A 16,922-nucleotide genomic window follows, 5' to 3' on the forward strand; every position below is an offset into this window, starting at 1 on the left:
GGGCGTCACTCTGCGTGGCGCAGAGCGAACCACAGCTCCATGCGCACGTCGGGGTCGTCCAGGTCGGTGTCCAGGAGCGTCGCGCACTTCGCGATGCGCTGACGCACGGTGTTGCGGTGGACGGCGAGCGCGGTGGCCGTACGGTCCCAACTCCCGTGCAGGGAGAGCCAGGTACGCAGCGTCTCGGTCAGTGCGGGCGTGTGGGAGATCGGGGCGAGGAGCGTCCGGGCATGGGCCGTCGCCTCCCCCGGGTCGAGGAGCGAGGCGAGTCCCCGCGCGTCCGCGTGGTGGTGGACGAGCGGGACATGGGTCGCCCTCGCCCGGGTCAGGGCGCGGGACGCCTGCGCGTCGGCCGCCGTCAGGTCCTCCGTGGGAGCCGCGCCGCTCACCCCCATCACCCAGCCCTCCTGGGCGATGACCTCCTGGTCCGCCGGGAGCAGGGCGCGTACGAGGGAGTCGGTGGTGTCGACCAGGGGCGTGCCCAGGGAGACGGGCGGCGCGGACGGGTACTCCGGCACGGCGTGGACCACCCGCCACATGCCGTCGCCGAGCAGCGCCGCGACGCCGGCCGGCTCCTCGCCGAGCAGGAGCCGGACCAGGGCCGCCGAGCGGGCCGCCTCGGCCGTCGTCTGGTGTTCGCCCGTGAGCAGGGAGAGCAGGACCACCGCGACCCCCGCGATCGTGTGGTCGCCGGGGTCGCGGTGCCCGACCGCCGTTCCCAGCGCGTAACCCTGGCCGCCGCCCAGCGCGTACGCCGCCAGATGCGCCCCGCCCACCGTGTCCGCCGCCGACGTGGGCGCGGGGAAGAGGCGCGTCTCGCCGGGGCGCACGATCCGCATCAGCTGCGCCATCGCCGCGCTCACCTCGGCCGACGGGTCGGGGCCCGCCCGGCCGACCTCCGAGCCGTCCGGCGCGGTGAGCACCGCCCAGCCGCCGGTGCGCTGCGCCAGCTGCCGCAGCACCGCGGGCACCGGGTAGGGGCGCGCCGCCGCCGTGGCGAGGCCCTGCTGCGCCTCGCTCACCCTGCGCAGCTCCGCGTGCCGCGCCTGCGCCATCAGCTGCCACACCGCGCGCGTCACCCCGCTGAACGTGGAGCGCGGCGGCACCTCGAGGAGCGGCAGCCCGTGCCGCTCGCAGGCCTCGACCAGGGCGCGCGGCACCGTGTCGTGCACCGGCGCGACCCCGAAGCCGAGCGCGGCGCCGCCCGCAGCGACGATCCGCGCCACATAGTCGTCGTAATAGGGACCCGTGCCCGCCGACTCCGTCGCGTGCACCCCGGCGGTCAGCAGCAGCTCACCGCCGAGCAGGTACGGATACGGGTCGGCCATCTCGGACGTGTGCGCCCAGTGGATCACCGTGTCCGGGCCGACGGGCGGGCCCGCGATCTGGCGCAGGCCCAGGTCCTCGCGGGCGAGCAGCGCGGTGAGCGGCACCGGCGGGGTGGGCGGAACGGCCGGTGCGGGGGGCACAGAGGGGCCCGCCGCAGGCCGGGTTGCGTCCGGCATGGTGGATGTTTTCTCCATCCAGTCGCGAGAGAGTGGATAAAAAGTACACTTCAGCGTTGCTTTCAGGCCACCTAAGGTCGTGCCGACCGCAGGCCTCGGGTACGGGCGGATGTCCCCACGGGCCGGTCACCCACCCCCATCTGCACGACACGCCACCGAGGTGCGCGAAGGAGGGCCCTATGGCCGTCGACTACACAGTGATCGTCGTCTATCTCGCCGGCATGCTCGCCATGGGCTGGTGGGGCATGCGCCGCGCCAAGTCCAAGAGCGAGTTCCTCGTGGCGGGCCGCAGGCTCGGCCCGATGATGTACTCCGGCACCATGGCCGCGATCGTCCTCGGCGGCGCCTCCACCATCGGCGGCGTCGGCCTCGGCTACCAGTACGGCCTGTCCGGCGCGTGGATGGTCTTCACCATCGGCCTCGGCCTGCTCGCGCTGTCCGTGTTCTTCTCGGCGCGCATCGCCCGCCTGAAGGTCTACACCGTCTCCGAGATGCTCGACCTGCGCTACGGCGGCCGGTCCGGGCTCATCTCCGGCGTCGTGATGTGGGCGTACACGCTGATGCTCGCCGTCACCTCGACCATCGCCTACGCCACGATCTTCGACGTGCTGTTCGACATGAACCGCACCATCGCGATCATCCTCGGCGGCTCGATCGTCGTCGCGTACTCGACGCTCGGCGGCATGTGGTCCATCACCCTCACCGACATGGTGCAGTTCGTGGTGAAGACCATCGGCGTACTGCTCCTGCTGCTGCCGATCGCCGTCATCAAGGCCGGCGGCTTCAGCGAGATGAAGGCCAAGCTGCCCACCGAGTACTTCGACCCGCTGGGCATCGGCGGCGAGACGATCTTCACTTACGTGCTGATCTACACGTTCGGCATGCTGATCGGCCAGGACATCTGGCAGCGCGTGTTCACCGCCCGCAGCGACAAGGTCGCCCGCGTCGGCGGCACCGTCGCCGGCACCTACTGCCTGGTCTACGCCGTCGCCGGCGCCGTCATCGGCACCGCCGCGAAGGTCATGTACCCGAAGCTGCCGAGCGCCGACGCCGCGTTCGCGACCATCGTCAAGGACGAGCTCCCCATCGGTGTGCGCGGCCTGGTGCTCGCCGCCGCGCTCGCCGCCGTCATGTCGACCTCGTCCGGCGCGCTGATCGCCTGTGCGACCGTCGCCAACAACGACATCTGGTCGCGGCTGCGGGGCGCCATCAAGCCCTCCGGCGGCAACCAGGACGAGCCCCACGACGAGGTGAAGGGCAACCGCCTCTTCATCCTGATCATGGGCGTCGCGACGATCTGCATCGCCATCGCGCTCAACAACGTCGTCGAGGCCCTGACCGTCGCCTACAACCTGCTCGTCGCCGGGCTCCTCGTGCCGATCCTCGGCGGCCTGCTGTGGAAGCGCGGCACCGTGGCCGGCGCCCTCGCCGCCGTCTGTGTCGGCGGACTCTCCGTCATCGGCCTGATGTGGGGCTACGGGATCCTCGCCAACGAGCCCGTCTACTACGGCCTCCTGCTCTCCCTCGCCGCCTTCGTCGTCGTCTCCCTGGCCACCAAGCCCACCGACGCCGCGGTGCTCGCGACCTGGCGTGAGCGGCTCGCCGGGCGCGGGGCGGAGACGGACCCGGAGCCGGCCACCGTCACCCAGTAAGTTCGAAAAGCGCTGCGCAGCCCGCCAAGGGCTGCGCAGCGCCAAGAAGTGTAGGAAAGAAGGCAATTCGCATGAGCAGCAACGAGACGCCCCGCGGTCCGGTCGACTCCTCCCGCGTCCCGCGGTACGCCGGTCCCGCCACCTTCGCCCGGCTGCCCCGCCTCGACGAGGTGGGCACCGCGGACGTGGCCGTCGTCGGCGTGCCCTTCGACACGGGTGTCTCGTACCGGCCGGGCGCCCGCTTCGGCGGCAACGCGATCCGCGAGGCGTCCCGGCTGCTGCGCCCCTACAACCCGGCGCAGGACGCCTCCCCGTTCGCCCTCGCGCAGGTCGCGGACGCCGGTGACATAGCGGCCAACCCGTTCAACATCAACGAGGCCGTCGAGACGATCGAGGCCGCGGCCGACGACCTCCTCGGCACCGGCGCCCGCATGATGACGCTCGGCGGCGACCACACCATCGCGCTGCCGCTCCTTCGCTCGGTCGCCAAGAAGCACGGCCCGGTCGCGCTGCTCCACTTCGACGCGCACCTCGACACGTGGGACACGTACTTCGGCGCCGAGTACACGCACGGCACGCCGTTCCGCCGGGCGGTGGAGGAGGGCATCCTCGACACCGAGGCCCTCTCCCACGTCGGCACGCGCGGCCCGCTGTACGGCAAGCAGGACCTGACCGACGACGAGAAGATGGGCTTCGGCATCGTCACCTCGGCGGACATCTACCGCCGCGGCGCCGACGAGGTCGCCGACCAGCTGCGCCAGCGCATCGGCGACCGCCCGCTGTACATCTCCATCGACATCGACTGCCTCGACCCGGCGCACGCGCCAGGCACCGGCACCCCCGAGGCCGGCGGCATGACCTCCCGCGAGCTCCTGGAGATCCTGCGCGGCCTGTCGTCCTGCAACCTCGTCTCCGCCGACGTCGTCGAGGTCGCCCCGGCCTACGACCACGCGGAGATCACCGCCGTCGCCGCCTCGCACACCGCGTACGAGCTGACGACGATCATGTCCCGTCAGATCGCGCAGAGCCGTCAGGAGGCAGACGCCAAGTGACGCACGACCACGACCTGGAACTGCTGCCCACCGAGGCGCAGACCGAAGCCGCCCTGAACCCTCCGCCCGGCCGCAACGGCGGTGACCTCGTCGTCGAGACGCTGCACGGCCTCGGCGCGTCCACCGTCTTCGGGCTCCCCGGCCAGCACGCGCTCGGCATGTTCGACGCGCTGCGCCGCTCGGACCTGCGGTACGTGGGCCTGCGCGTGGAGAACAACGCGGGCTTCGCGGCCGACGCCTACGGGCGCGTGACCGGTGAGGTCGCGCCCCTCCTGCTCTCCACCGGGCCCGGCGCGCTGATGTCGCTCGCCGCGCTCCAGGAGGCGGCGGCAGCTTCGGCGCCGGTCCTGGCCATCGGCAGCCAGATCCCGGTCGCCGGGCTCGGCGGCGGACGCCACGGCTATCTGCACGAACTCCGGGACCAGCAGGCCTCGTTCCGGGACGTGGTCAAGTCCGTCCACACCGTACGGACGCAGTCGCAGATCCCCTCCGCGATCGCCGCCGCCTGGGAGTCCGCCCTCACCGCGCCGCACGGCCCGGTCTGGGTGGAGATCCCGCAGGACGTGCTCCTCGCACAGACGACCCTTCCGGTCGTCACGGCGATGGACGCGACCCCGCGCGACCTCGTTCCGCGCCCCGAACTGACCGCTGTGGCAGCCGACTTGCTGTCGCGCGCCGAGCGTCCCGTGATCATCGCGGGCGGCGGTGTCGTACGGGCGGACGCCTCCGGCAAGCTGGTCGCGCTCGCGGAACGGCTGGACGCCCCGGTCGTCACGACCTTCGGCGGCAAGGGCGCGTTCCCCTGGGAGCACCCCCTCTCGCTCCAGTCCTGGATGGAGGACCGCCACACGACGGACCTCCTGGAGGACGCCGACGTCCTCCTCGTCGTCGGCTCCGGCCTGGGCGAACTCTCCTCGAACTACCACACGTTCGCGCCGCGCGGCCGGGTGATCCAGATCGAGGCGGACGCCGGAAAGCTGGAGTCCAACCACCCGGCGCTCGGCATCCACGCCGATGCGCGTCTCGCGCTGTCGGCGCTCCTGGAGACGGTCGCGGAGCGCGTGGACCCGTCCGCACCCGAGCGGGTTTCGGCCCTGCTCGCCGCCGTCCGCGAACGCCTCGACGGCCAGGACCTGGCCTTCGAACGGGAGATCCTGGGTTCCGTGAGGGCGGCCCTCCCGGCCTCCTCCCCCTCCTTCTGGGACATGACGATCCTGGCGTACTGGGCCTGGTCGGCATGGCCGGGCGCGCTGCACTCGGCACAGGGCGCGGGCGGCCTCGGCTACGGCTTCCCGGCCGCGCTCGGCGCCGCCGCGGCCGACCCGTCGAAGCCGGTCCTCGCGGTCTCGGGTGACGGCGGCGCGATGTACTCCATCGCGGAACTGGCCACGGCGAAGCAGTACAACCTGCCGGTGACCTGGCTGATCGTGGACGACGGCGGCTACGGCATCCTGCGCGAGTACATGACGGACGCGTTCGGCGAGGCGACGGCGACGGAACTCTCCCGCCCGGACTTCGTGGCGCTGGCGGAGTCCTTCGGGGTCCCGGGCGTACGCACGTCCCCGGAGACGCTCCAGGACGACCTGGCGAAGGCGCTCGCGGAACCTGGCCCGTCGGTCGTGGTGCTCCCGGCACTGCTGAAGATGTTCGCGCCTACGCATCTGGGCTGAGGCGATCAGGGCGATCGGTTGGTCGCGCGGCGGCCCCCGGGAGATGTCTCCCGGGGGCCGCCGGCGTTTGCGGTCCTCGGTCAGCCAGGGGGTGCGTCCACGGGGTGCCGAGCAGCTCCGTCACGCGCTCCCGGATCTGCCGGGGTTTCGTACAACCCTTCGCCCCCACCCGGGAGTCATGTGAGGCGAGCGCGCTCGATCGAGGCGTGCTCGTTTCGTTCCAGGGGGGAAGCCCATGACTCGCCGAACATCCATACGTGCTGCCCGCGTGCTCCCGGCGGTCGTCGCCGCCGGGGTGCTCGTACCCGTGGTCGCGGGCGTCGCGCCCGCGTCCGCCGCCACCGCGCCGCAGGTCAGCTGCACCTCCGGCAAGGCCGGGCTCGCCGCCAAGCTGCAGAAGGACATCACCGCCGCCCTCGCGTCCCGCAAGGGCACGGTCGCCGTCGGGCTCTACGACCGGACCACGAAGACCACGTGCTCGCTGCGGGCCACGTCCTCGTACGACTCCGCCAGTGTCGTGAAGGTGACCGTCCTCGCCACCCTGCTCTGGGACGCCAAGAAGACCAACCGGTATCTGACGACGCGCGAGGCGAACCTCGCCACCGCCATGATCACCAAGTCGGACAACGCGGCCACCACGTCGCTGTGGAAGCAGCTCGGCACCACCAAGGTGAAGGGCTTCCTCAAGGCCGCCGGGATGACGCGGACCGTGCCGGGGTCCGGCGGTTACTGGGGGCTGACCCAGATCAACGTCCAGGACGAGCAGAAGCTGCTCTCGCTGGTCACCGCCAAGAACGCCGTCCTCAGTGACAACTCCCGCGCCTACATCCTCAAGCTCATGGGGAAGGTCGTGTCCTCGCAGCGGTGGGGGACCCCGGCCGGCGCGCCCTCGTCCGTCGCCGTACATGTCAAGAACGGCTGGCTGGAGCGCTCCACGTACGGCTGGCGTGTACACAGCATCGGCGCCTTCCAGGGGGGCGGCCACGACTACACCATTTCGGTTCTGACGCACGGCAACAGCACGATGAGTTACGGCGTGGACACGATCCAGGCCGTGGCGCGGGCCATACACAAGGACCTGACGCCGACCACCCCGGCCGCGTCCCGCTACACGCCGACCAGCACGCCCAAGGAGGCCTTCGTCGCCGTGCCGCAGGGCTGACGTGCCGCAGGACTGAGCGGCAGGGACGGGGCCGGCCGAGGACCAAAGGTCCGGGCGGCCTCCGTCCTTGGTCCCGGTCCGCTCCCCGATGTGTTGCGGCGGGATGAAATCCGCCGGTCTCCGCGTTGGGCCTCTCGGCAGGTCAGGACAACAGGAGGCGGACACGTGGCGGAGCAACGGGGCTGGGGCCGGCGTCTCGCCGGGTACGCATGGCGGTACCCGAAGGACGTCGTGCTCGCGCTCGGGGCGTCCCTGGGCGGCATGGCCGTCATGGCGCTGGTGCCCCTGATCACCAAGGTGATCATCGACGACGTGGTCCAGGACCACACCCGCTCCATGGCCCCCTGGGCGGGCGTCCTGATCGGCGCCGCCCTCGTCGTCTACGTCTTCACCTACATCCGCCGCTACTACGGCGGCCGCCTCGCGCTCGACGTCCAGCACGACCTGCGCAACGAGATGTACGGAACGATCACCCGGCTCGACGGCCGGCGCCAGGACGAGCTGTCCACCGGCCAGGTCGTCGGCCGGGCGACCAGCGACCTCCAGCTCATCCAGGGCCTGCTCTTCATGCTCCCGATGACCATCGGGAACGTCCTGCTCTTCCTGATCTCCCTCGTGATCATGGCGTGGCTGTCCCTGCCGCTCACCCTCGTCGCGCTCGCCGTCGCCCCCGCCCTCTGGTTCATCGCCAAGCGCAGCCGCTCCCGCCTCCACCCCGCCACCTGGTACGCGCAGGCGCAGGCCGCCGCCGTCGCCGGGGTCGTGGACGGGTCTGTCTCCGGCGTGCGCGTGGTCAAGGGCTTCGGGCAGGAGGACCAGGAGACCGGGAAGCTCAGGGAGGTCGGGCGGCGGCTGTTCGCCGGGCGCCTGCGCACCATCCGCCTGAACTCCAAATTCACCCCCGCGCTCCAGGCCGTGCCCGCGCTCGGCCAGGTCGCGATGCTCGCCCTCGGCGGCTGGCTCGCGGTCCGCGGCCAGATCACGCTGGGCACGTTCGTCGCGTTCTCCAGCTACCTCGCCCAGCTCGTCGGACCCGTCCGCATGCTCGCCATGGTCCTGACCGTCGGCCAGCAGGCCCGCGCGGGCGTCGAGCGCGTCCTCGAACTGATCGACACGGAGCCGTCCATCGAGGACGGCAAGAAGGAACTGCCCGCCGACGCCCCCGCGACCGTCGAGTTCGACGATGTCTCCTTCTCCTACGAAGGTGCCGACCGGGCCGTCCTGGACGGACTGTCCTTCGAGATCCCGGCCGGCCAGACCCTCGCCGTCGTCGGCTCCTCCGGCTCCGGCAAGTCCACCGTCTCGCTGCTCCTGCCGCGCTTCTACGACGTCACGCACGGCGCCGTCCTCGTCGGCGGCCACGACGTGCGCGAACTGACCCTCGACTCGCTGCGGGCGGCCATCGGGCTCGTGCCCGAGGACTCCTTCCTCTTCTCCGACACCATCCGCGCGAACATCGCGTACGGCGCCCCGGAGGCGACCGACGAGCAGATCGAGACGGCGGCCCGCGCCGCCCAGGCCGACCGCTTCATCGCCGAGCTTCCCGACGGGTACGACACGACCGTCGGCGAGCACGGCCTCACGCTCTCCGGCGGCCAGCGCCAGCGCGTCGCGCTCGCCCGCGCCATCCTCACCGACCCCCGTCTCCTCGTCCTCGACGACGCCACGTCCGCCGTCGACGCGCGCGTGGAGCACGAGATCCACGAGGCGCTGCGCGGCGTCATGGCCGGCCGCACCACCCTCCTCATCGCCCACCGCCGCTCCACCCTCGGCCTCGCCGACCGCATCGCCGTCCTCGACGGCGGGCGCCTCGCCGCGATCGGCACCCACGAGGAGCTGGAGGCCGGATCGGCCCTCTACCGGCGCCTGCTCACCGACCCCGACGAGCTCGGCGGGGTCTCACCGGGCCACGTCGCGCCCGCGCTCCCCGACGAGGACACCTCCGTACGCGACGAGCTGGACGCCGAGTTCGACGCCGAGCGCGGGATCACGCCCGCCCTGTGGACGGGCGACCGCGAGGCGAAGAACGCCGAGGACCCGGCGCTCGCCGGGATGCCCGCGACGCCCGAACTGCTGGCGCAGGTCGAAGCCCTGCCCGCCGCGACCGACGTCCCGGACATCGACGAGGCGCGCGCGGTGACGGCCGAGGAGTCGTACGGGCTGCGCCGCCTGCTGCGCGGATTCGGCGCGCCCCTGCTGATCAGCCTCGTGCTCGTCGCCCTCGACGCGGGCATGGGCCTGCTGCTCCCCGTGCTGATCCGGCACGGCATCGACGAGGGCGTCTCGCAGCTGGCGCTCGGCGCCGTGTGGGCGGCCGCCGGGCTCGGCCTGGTCACCGTCCTCGTCCAGTGGTGCGCGCAGATCGGCGAGACCCGCATGACGGGACGCACCGGCGAGCGGGTCCTCTACTCGCTGCGGCTGAAGATCTTCTCCCAGCTCCAGCGGCTCGGACTCGACTACTACGAGCGGGAGCTGACCGGGCGCATCATGACCCGGATGACGACCGACGTGGACGCCCTGTCGACGTTCCTCCAGACCGGCCTGGTCACCGCGTTCGTCTCCGTCGTCACCTTCTTCGGCATCATGGGCGCCCTCCTCGTCATCGACGTCCAGCTCGCCCTGGTCGTCTTCGCGACGCTCCCGCCGCTGATCGTCGGCACGGTCTTCTTCCGCCGCTCCAGCGTCAAGGCGTACGAACTCGCCCGCGAGCGCGTCTCGGTGGTCAACGCCGACCTCCAGGAGTCCGTCGCCGGGCTGCGCATCGTGCAGGCGTTCCGGCGCGAACGCTCGGGCGCCGCACGGTTCGCCGAGCGCAGCGGCGCCTACCGCAGCGCCCGTATCCGCGGCCAGTGGCTGATCTCGGTGTACTTCCCGTTCGTTCAGTTCCTGTCGTCCGTCGCTGCCGCCGCGGTCCTGATGGTGGGCGCGGGCCGGGTCGAGGCGGGCACCCTGACGACCGGTGCGCTCGTCGCGTACCTCCTCTACATCGACCTGTTCTTCGCGCCCGTGCAGCAGCTCTCCCAGGTGTTCGACGGCTACCAGCAGGCCACCGTCTCGCTCGGCCGCATCCAGGAGCTGCTCCAGGAGCCGACGTCCACGAAGGACGCCGACGAACCCCTCGACGTGCTCTCCCTGCGCGGCGACATCGCCTTCGAGGACGTCGACTTCGCGTACGGGGCCGCCGACGGCTCCGAGGCGGCACTCAGCGACGTGGCCCTGCGCATCCCCGCCGGGCAGACCGTCGCCTTCGTCGGCGAGACCGGCGCGGGCAAGTCGACCCTCGTCAAGCTCGTCGCCCGCTTCTACGACCCGACGGCGGGCCGCGTCACCGTCGACGGCACCGACCTGCGCGACCTCGACCTGACGAGCTACCGCCACCGCCTCGGCGTCGTGCCGCAGGAGGCGTACCTCTTCCAGGGCACCGTGCGCGACGCCATCGCCTACGGCCGCCCCGACGCGACCGACGCCCAGGTGGAGGCGGCGGCCCGCGCGGTCGGCGCGCACGAGATGATCGCCACCCTCGAGGGCGGCTACCTCCACGAGGTCGCCGAGCGCGGCCGCAATCTGTCGGCGGGGCAGCGGCAGCTGATCGCCCTGGCCCGCGCCGAACTCGTCGACCCCGACATCCTGCTGCTCGACGAGGCGACCGCCGCGCTCGACCTCGCCACGGAGGCCCAGGTCAACCAGGCCACGGACCGCATAGCGGGCAAGCGCACGACCCTCGTCGTCGCGCACCGGCTCACCACCGCGGCCCGCGCCGACCGGGTCGTCGTGATGGCGGACGGGCGCGTCGCGGAGGACGGCACGCACACCGAGCTCCTCGCACTCGGCGGACGGTACGCCGAGCTGTGGCGGACCTTCGTCGGCGAGCCCGAGCCCGAGGCCGGGATCAGCTCTTCGCTGTGACGGGGGATCGGTGCAACCACCGGACCTGTGTGCCGCGTCCGTTCATCAGTACGCTGTGGCACACGTGACGGGAGGGGCGACGGTGGGTGGAGGCATGAGCGAGGGCGCCATACGCAGACGGCTGGCGGCCGGGGCGGCGGTACTGATTTCCTCGGCGCTGCTGGCCCTCGCGGGGCCGGCCGTCGGCACGGCGCAGGCCGCGGCGATCTGCCCCGGCCACAAGGTGCGCACCCTGCCGTTCTCCACCGGCAGGACGGTCCTCTACCGCAGCGGCAACTACCTCTGCGCGTACACCCTCACCAAGCGCGACGGCGTACGGCAGAAGATGTCGGTCAGCGTGCAGGCACGCGGCAGCAGGCCGGTTCAGGACAGCGGGCGCTACCTGCACCACGCGGGCCCGGTGACCGTCCACACGGGCCACCGCTGCGTGTGGGTGAGGGGCACGGTCGGCGGGGCCTCGGTGAGCTCGGGCTGGATCCTCTGCTGAACGCGCGCCCCGTGCGCTGACAGAACACCAAGAACCCCTGACAGAACAGATGTTCCTCCGCTAGGTTCCGGTGCGCATCTGTGTTCTACAGGGGAGTATGCATGCGCAATGCGCTCAGATGGCTGCTCGCGTTCGTGGTGCTGATAGGCACCGTGAGTACGGCCACAGCGGCCACCGCCGCTCAGGCCCGGCCGGCGGCCTCCGACACCAGTACCGACATCAAGGACCGGCTCCTCGCCATACCCGGCATGAGTCTGGTGGAGGAGAAGCCCTACACGGGCTACCGCTACTTCGTCCTCAACTACACCCAGCCGGTCGACCACCGGCACCCGTCCAAGGGCACCTTCCAGCAGCGCATCACCGTGCTGCACAAGGACGTCAGCCGCCCGACGGTCATGTTCACCAGCGGCTACAACGTCTCCACGACGCCCAGCCGCAGCGAGCCGACCCGCATCGTCGACGGCAACCAGATCTCCGTGGAGTACCGCTACTTCACCCCGTCCCGGCCCGCGCCGGCCGACTGGTCCAAGCTCGACATCTGGCAGGCGGCCGGCGACCAGCACGGCATCTACCAGGCCCTCAAGCCGATCTACGGCAAGAACTGGCTGACCACCGGCGGTTCCAAGGGCGGCATGACGGCCACGTACTACGAGCGCTTCTACCCGCGCGACATGGACGGCGTCGTCGCGTACGTCGCGCCGAACGACGTCGTGAACAAGGAGGACTCGGCGTACGACGACTTCTTCAAGACGGTCGGCCCGAAGGACTGCCGCGTGGCGCTGCAGAACGTGCAGCGCGAGACGCTGGTGCGCCGCGACGCCCTGGAGAAGAAGTACGCGGACTACCTGAAGGCCAACAACTACACCGTGGACACGGTCGGTTCGCTGGACAAGGCATACGAGGCCACGGTCCTCGACCTGGTGTGGGGCTTCTGGCAGTACCAGCCGTCGCAGACGGCGTGCGCCGAGGTGCCCGACGCCGCGACGGTCACGGACCAGGCGCTCTTCGACTACGTCGACGCGGTCGGCGGCTGGTCCTCGTACGCGGACCAGAGCCTCGCCACGTACACGCCGTACTACTACCAGGCGGGTACGCAGCTCGGCTCGCCCGACATCAAGCAGCCCTGGCTGGGCAACCTGTCGCGCTACGGCTACCAGCCGCCGCGCAACTTCGTGCCGCGCTCCATCCCGATGAAGTTCCAGCCGTCGGCGATGCGCGACGTGGACTCCTGGGTGCGCCACCACGCGACGCGGATGCTGTACGTCTACGGCTCCAACGACCCGTGGGGCGCCGAGCGGTTCCGCCCGGGCAAGGGCTCCGAGGACTCGTACGTGCTCACCGCCCCCGGCGCCAACCACGGGGCGAACGTCGCCGGTCTGAACGCCGACGACAAGACGTTCGCCACGGAGCGGATCCTGAAGTGGGCCGGCGTCTCCGCCCCCGCCGCGCAGGCCGCGAAGCCGCTGGCGCCGTACGACGCCAGGCTCGACAAGCACGACGTCCGGCGCGAGCCGGCCCTGCGGCCGTAGGGGCTACACCCGGACCGCGCATCCCACCGGTTCGGACCCGCCCAGCGTCACGTACAACGACGTGAGCGCGGGGCACTCGGCGCGGGTGGCCGCCGCGGCGGCCACCCGGTACCGGGGCCTCTCGGTGCCGGAGCCGTCGCAGGCGGTCTCGCGGACCTGGCCGTGGCCCGCCGCGTACACGCAGTCCCCGACGATCGTGCGGGGCCCGCCGCCGCCCCCCGGATCGCCGGGGTGCGGCGGCTCCAGGTTGCGCATGCAGGCGTAGCCCCGCGTGATCCCCCCGTCGCCGCTCTCGTCCGGCGCGGGCCGGTTCTCGCTGATGTGGAGGACGAAGTCGGTGCGGGCCGGGCACATGGGCCCGGCCGCCGCCTTTCCGTCATGGCGCGCGGTGACCCGCGCCACCGCGCGCTCGCTTCTGCACGGCACCTCGGTGAACGTGCCGCGCCCCCGCGAGCTGCACTCGTCCACGGCGAGGAACACCGCCCCGTACCCCGACGGTGACCGGCTCGCCCCCGGCGAAGGCCCGCCGGACCCCGCGTCCGGCGGCCCCTGACACCCCACGGCCGTCGCGGCGAGCAACGCCGCGCACACCGCCCCCACCCACCGCGCCCTGTTCCACGCAATCATGGCAATCCCCCCGATACACACCCCAGCGTGCCCGCCGGGGCGGGCGCACGCCAGGTGTGCAGGGTGGTTCGGGTCGCTCGGGGGTGGCGCGCCGGGTGTGCGGCGTACGTCTAGTACGACAAGCCGTAGCCGATCGGGTACAGCACCTGCGTCGGATCGTCGGCCCGCTGGACGGGCACGGGCAGCTTGCCCCGCGGCCTGGCCCGGCCCGCGATCACCCGGACCGCGGCCCGCAGTTCGACGTCCGTCCACGAGTACGCGGCGAGCGAGGCGCCGACGCCGGGCACCTGCGCGATGTCGTACGGGTTGCGGATCGCGACCGCGACGACGGGGACGCCGGTGGCGGCCAGGGCGTTCACGAGCCGCTGCTGACTGCTGCCCGCTCCGACGTTGTACGTGCCGACCAGGACCGCGTCCTTGCCCTGGGCGGCGGCCACCGCCTCGTCGATCTTCGCCTGGTTCGGCGCGGTGCCGGTCGACAACACCGTGGCGGTGAAGCCGAGTTCGGTCAGCGCCTGGCCGAGCGTCGTCGTGGGCGGGCCCGTCGTGCCGGACGGCGAGGCCGGGTCGGCGCCGACGACGAGGATGTTCCTGTGGGTGCGCCGGGACAGCGGCAGCAGGCCGTTCTTGTTGAGCAGCAGCGTCGTCGTGGCCTCGGCGATGCGGTCCGCGGCGGCCAGGTGGTCGCGCGTACCGACCGTCTTGTCGACGCCGCGGCCGGTGACGTACGGCTCGTCGAAGAGGCCCAGCTTCTCCTTGAGGCGCAGGACGCGCAGGATCGACTCGTCGAGGCGTGCCTCCGTCAGCTCGCCGTTCTTCACGGCGTCGAGGACGGCGTTCCAGGACACCGCGAGGGAGGGCGGGTTGAGGAGCTGGTCCACGCCCGCCTTCAGGGCGAGCACCGGCACGCGGTCGTCGCCGTACTTGTCGCGCACGCCCTGCATGCCGAGGGAGTCGGTCACGATGAGGCCCTCGAAGCCGAGCTCCTGGCGCAGGATGCCCGTCATGATCGGGTGCGAGAGCGTCGCCGGGTCGCCCGAGCCGTCGAGGTCGGGAACCATGATGTGCGCGGTCATGATCGAGTCGATGCCCGCGGCGATGGCGGCCTTGAACGGCGGGGCGTCGATCTTCTGCCACTGCTCGCGCGTGTGCGTGATGATCGGGAACCCGAAGTGGCTGTCGGTGGCGGTGTCGCCATGGCCGGGGAAGTGCTTGGCCGTGGAGGCGATGTCGCTGCTCTGGTAGCCCTTGACCTCGGCGGCGACCAGGCCCGCGACGGCCTCGGGGTCGGCGCCGAAGGAGCGCACGCCGATGACCGGGTTGGCCGGGTTGATGTTCACGTCGGCGTCGGGCGCGTAGTTCTGGCGGATGCCGACCGCGCGCAGTTCGGCGCCGGCGATCCGGCCCAGGGTGCGGGCGTCGGAGCGGGAGCCGCCCGCGCCGACGGCCATGGCACCGGGGAAGAGCGTCGCGGGCTCGCCGACACGGCAGACGATGCCGTGTTCCTGGTCGGTGGAGATGAGCAGCGGGATGCGGCTCGGCTGGGCGAGGCCCGCGCGCTGGATGCCGTTCGAGAGGTCGGCGATCTGGTGCGGGTCCCGGGTGTTGTGAGCCCAGGTGAAGTAGATGATGCCGCCGAGCTTGTACTTGTCGATCAGTTCGGCCGCGGTGCGGACGCCGATCTCGGCGAGGTTGGCGTCGATGTCGGCCTGGTCGGGGTCGGTGGCGGAGTGGCCGTAGACCCGCATCACGAAGAGCTGGCCGACCTTCTCCTCGAGGCTCATCCGGGAGATGAGCTGCTTGAGCCGCGCGTCCTTGCCCTGGCGTGACGCGTCGTCGGCATGGGCCGGGGCGCCGGACAGGGTGACCGCGGCGGCGCCCGCGGTGGCGGCGGCGAGCAGGGTGCGTCTGGACAGGCTGTGGTGCACGTGCGCACTCCTTCCGGAGGAGAACTGGTGATCCATACCCTGAAAGAAACTTCCGAGAGTCACGATTATCCGGAAAGTTTCTGCCAGTCAAGGGTGCGCGCAGGCGGGGCGGCGGAAGGGTCGGGGGGAGGGGCCGTCACCGGCGCGAAGGAGGGGGCGCGCCGATGACGGCGTGCCGCCGGCCGCAGGCGGCGGAGAGGGCGGTCAGCGTTCGCAGCCGGCAGCGAGGCCGACACCGCGCTGCGGAGACTCTCCGGCAGCACGCCGTTCTGACGGAGCGGCACGCGGTCGGGTTCCCCGCTTCGCGGGGATTGCCGGAATGTGGTGCGCCGGTGAAATCAGGGACGGAGCGGGGTTCCTGAGCGCCGGTCGGAGGGGCCGGACGCCCCGCTCAGTGAGCCGGATCCGGCTGGTCCGCCTCCCGGGCGACTTCCCCCCACCGTTCCCGCAGGGTCCGTACCGCCTCCGCGATGGCCGGCCGGCGCGACGCCCCCGTCCGCCACAGCGCGTACAAGTGCCGTACGGGCATGGGGTCGAGCGCCACCGCGACGACGCCGTCCGGCAGCGGGCCGCGGCCGAGCCGGGGGATCAGCGCCACACCGAGTCCGGCCGCGATGAGCGCCGTCAGCGTCGGGTTCTCCTCGGCCTGGTGCCTGATGTCGGGCTCGAAGCCGGCCGCCCGCAGCGTCCGCACCAGCCAGTCGTGGCAGACCCGCCCCGGTGGCTGCGACACCCATCGCTCGCCGCCGAGCTCCTCGCGGCGCACCGTGGCACGTCCCGCGAGCGGATGCCCGGCCGGCACGAGCAGGTCGCACAGGTCGTCCCCGATGGCGGCCTGCTCCACCCCGGCCGGTGCCGGCAGCGGGGCGATGTCCCAGTCGTGCGCCACGGCCATGTCGACGGCCCCCTTGGCGACCAGATCGACCGACAGGTGCGGGTCCACCTCCGTGAGCCGTGCGTCGAGCGCGGGATGCCGTACGGCGAGATCCGCGAGGACGGACGGCAGCAGGCCGCGGGCCGCCGAGGCGAACGCGGCGATCGTCAGGCGTCCCGCGGGCAGCCCGCGGCGCTCCTCCAGATCCGTCTCGGCGCGCTCGACGATGACCATCAAGTCCTGTGCGGTGCGGGCGAGTTCGAGGGCCTCGTCGGTGAGGCGCACGCCCCGCCCGTGGCGTTCGAGGAGTACGGTCCTCGTCTCCCGCTCCAGCTTGGAGATCTGCTGCGAGACCGCGGACGGCGTGTAGCCGAGCGCCGCCGCTGCGGCCCCGACCGTGCCGTGCACGGAGACGGCGTGCAGCGCGCGCAGCCGCTGGAGATCGAGCATGCCGGCCTCCCGGTGGGCCTCGGACAGTCATGAAGCCCCGGACAGGCGTCATGACGCCTCGGACAGTCATGACGCCTGGG

11 protein-coding genes are annotated in these 16,922 nt (G+C 72.0%); 7 read left to right on the forward strand and 4 right to left on the reverse strand.

Translation table 11 applies throughout. The features are described 5' to 3' along the window. Positions 1-5: 5 nt before the first annotated feature. Positions 6-1,505, reverse strand: a complete 1,500-nt coding sequence (locus ACZ67T_RS25615; protein WP_469987178.1) for a PucR family transcriptional regulator ligand-binding domain-containing protein — start codon at positions 1,503-1,505, stop codon at positions 6-8. Positions 1,506-1,684: 179 nt separating this feature from the next. Here ACZ67T_RS25615 and ACZ67T_RS25620 point away from each other — a divergent pair, with 179 nt between their 5' ends. The 7 genes from ACZ67T_RS25620 to ACZ67T_RS25650 all read left to right on the forward strand — a co-directional run bounded on the left by ACZ67T_RS25620 (position 1,685) and on the right by ACZ67T_RS25650 (position 12,963). After that, positions 1,685-3,157 (forward strand): sodium:solute symporter family protein, encoded by a 1,473-nt coding sequence (locus tag ACZ67T_RS25620; RefSeq protein WP_469987180.1) that lies wholly within the window; start codon positions 1,685-1,687, stop codon positions 3,155-3,157. A gap of 71 nt (positions 3,158-3,228) precedes the next feature. After that, positions 3,229-4,209, forward strand: coding sequence for an agmatinase (speB, locus tag ACZ67T_RS25625; protein WP_469987182.1), 981 nt, complete (start codon positions 3,229-3,231; stop codon positions 4,207-4,209). Continuing rightward, positions 4,206-5,879, forward strand: coding sequence for a thiamine pyrophosphate-binding protein (locus ACZ67T_RS25630; protein ID WP_469987184.1), 1,674 nt, complete (start codon positions 4,206-4,208; stop codon positions 5,877-5,879). Before speB ends, ACZ67T_RS25630 begins: the two co-directional genes overlap by 4 nt. 235 nt (positions 5,880-6,114) lie before the next feature. Then, positions 6,115-7,041 (forward strand): serine hydrolase, encoded by a 927-nt coding sequence (locus ACZ67T_RS25635; protein ID WP_469987186.1) that lies wholly within the window; start codon positions 6,115-6,117, stop codon positions 7,039-7,041. 165 nt (positions 7,042-7,206) lie between these two features. Beyond that, positions 7,207-10,947, forward strand: coding sequence for an ABC transporter ATP-binding protein (locus tag ACZ67T_RS25640; protein WP_469987188.1), 3,741 nt, complete (start codon positions 7,207-7,209; stop codon positions 10,945-10,947). Positions 10,948-11,041: 94 nt separating this feature from the next. Next, positions 11,042-11,434: a hypothetical protein gene (locus ACZ67T_RS25645; protein ID WP_469987190.1), complete on the forward strand. Its 393-nt coding sequence runs from the start codon at positions 11,042-11,044 to the stop codon at positions 11,432-11,434. Positions 11,435-11,535: 101 nt separating this feature from the next. Further along, positions 11,536-12,963, forward strand: a complete 1,428-nt coding sequence (locus ACZ67T_RS25650; RefSeq protein ID WP_469987192.1) for an aminopeptidase — start codon at positions 11,536-11,538, stop codon at positions 12,961-12,963. A gap of 3 nt (positions 12,964-12,966) precedes the next feature. Here the strand turns inward: ACZ67T_RS25650 and ACZ67T_RS25655 are convergent, their stop codons facing one another. The 3 genes from ACZ67T_RS25655 to ACZ67T_RS25665 all read right to left on the reverse strand — a co-directional run bounded on the left by ACZ67T_RS25655 (position 12,967) and on the right by ACZ67T_RS25665 (position 16,842). Then, a complete protein-coding gene (locus ACZ67T_RS25655; protein WP_469987196.1) occupies positions 12,967-13,590 on the reverse strand; it encodes a hypothetical protein in 624 nt (207 codons plus the stop codon). 110 nt (positions 13,591-13,700) lie between these two features. Continuing rightward, on the reverse strand, positions 13,701-15,554 hold the full coding sequence (locus ACZ67T_RS25660; protein ID WP_469987198.1) for a glycoside hydrolase family 3 protein: 1,854 nt from the start codon (positions 15,552-15,554) through the stop codon (positions 13,701-13,703). 355 nt (positions 15,555-15,909) lie between these two features. Next, the gene (locus ACZ67T_RS25665) at positions 15,910-16,842 is read right to left on the reverse strand and encodes a LysR family transcriptional regulator (protein WP_469987200.1); all 933 of its coding nucleotides are present in this window, start codon (positions 16,840-16,842) and stop codon (positions 15,910-15,912) included. Between the last annotated feature and the right edge of the window lie 80 nt (positions 16,843-16,922).

This window comes from Streptomyces sp. NPDC107517, assembly GCF_055582645.1.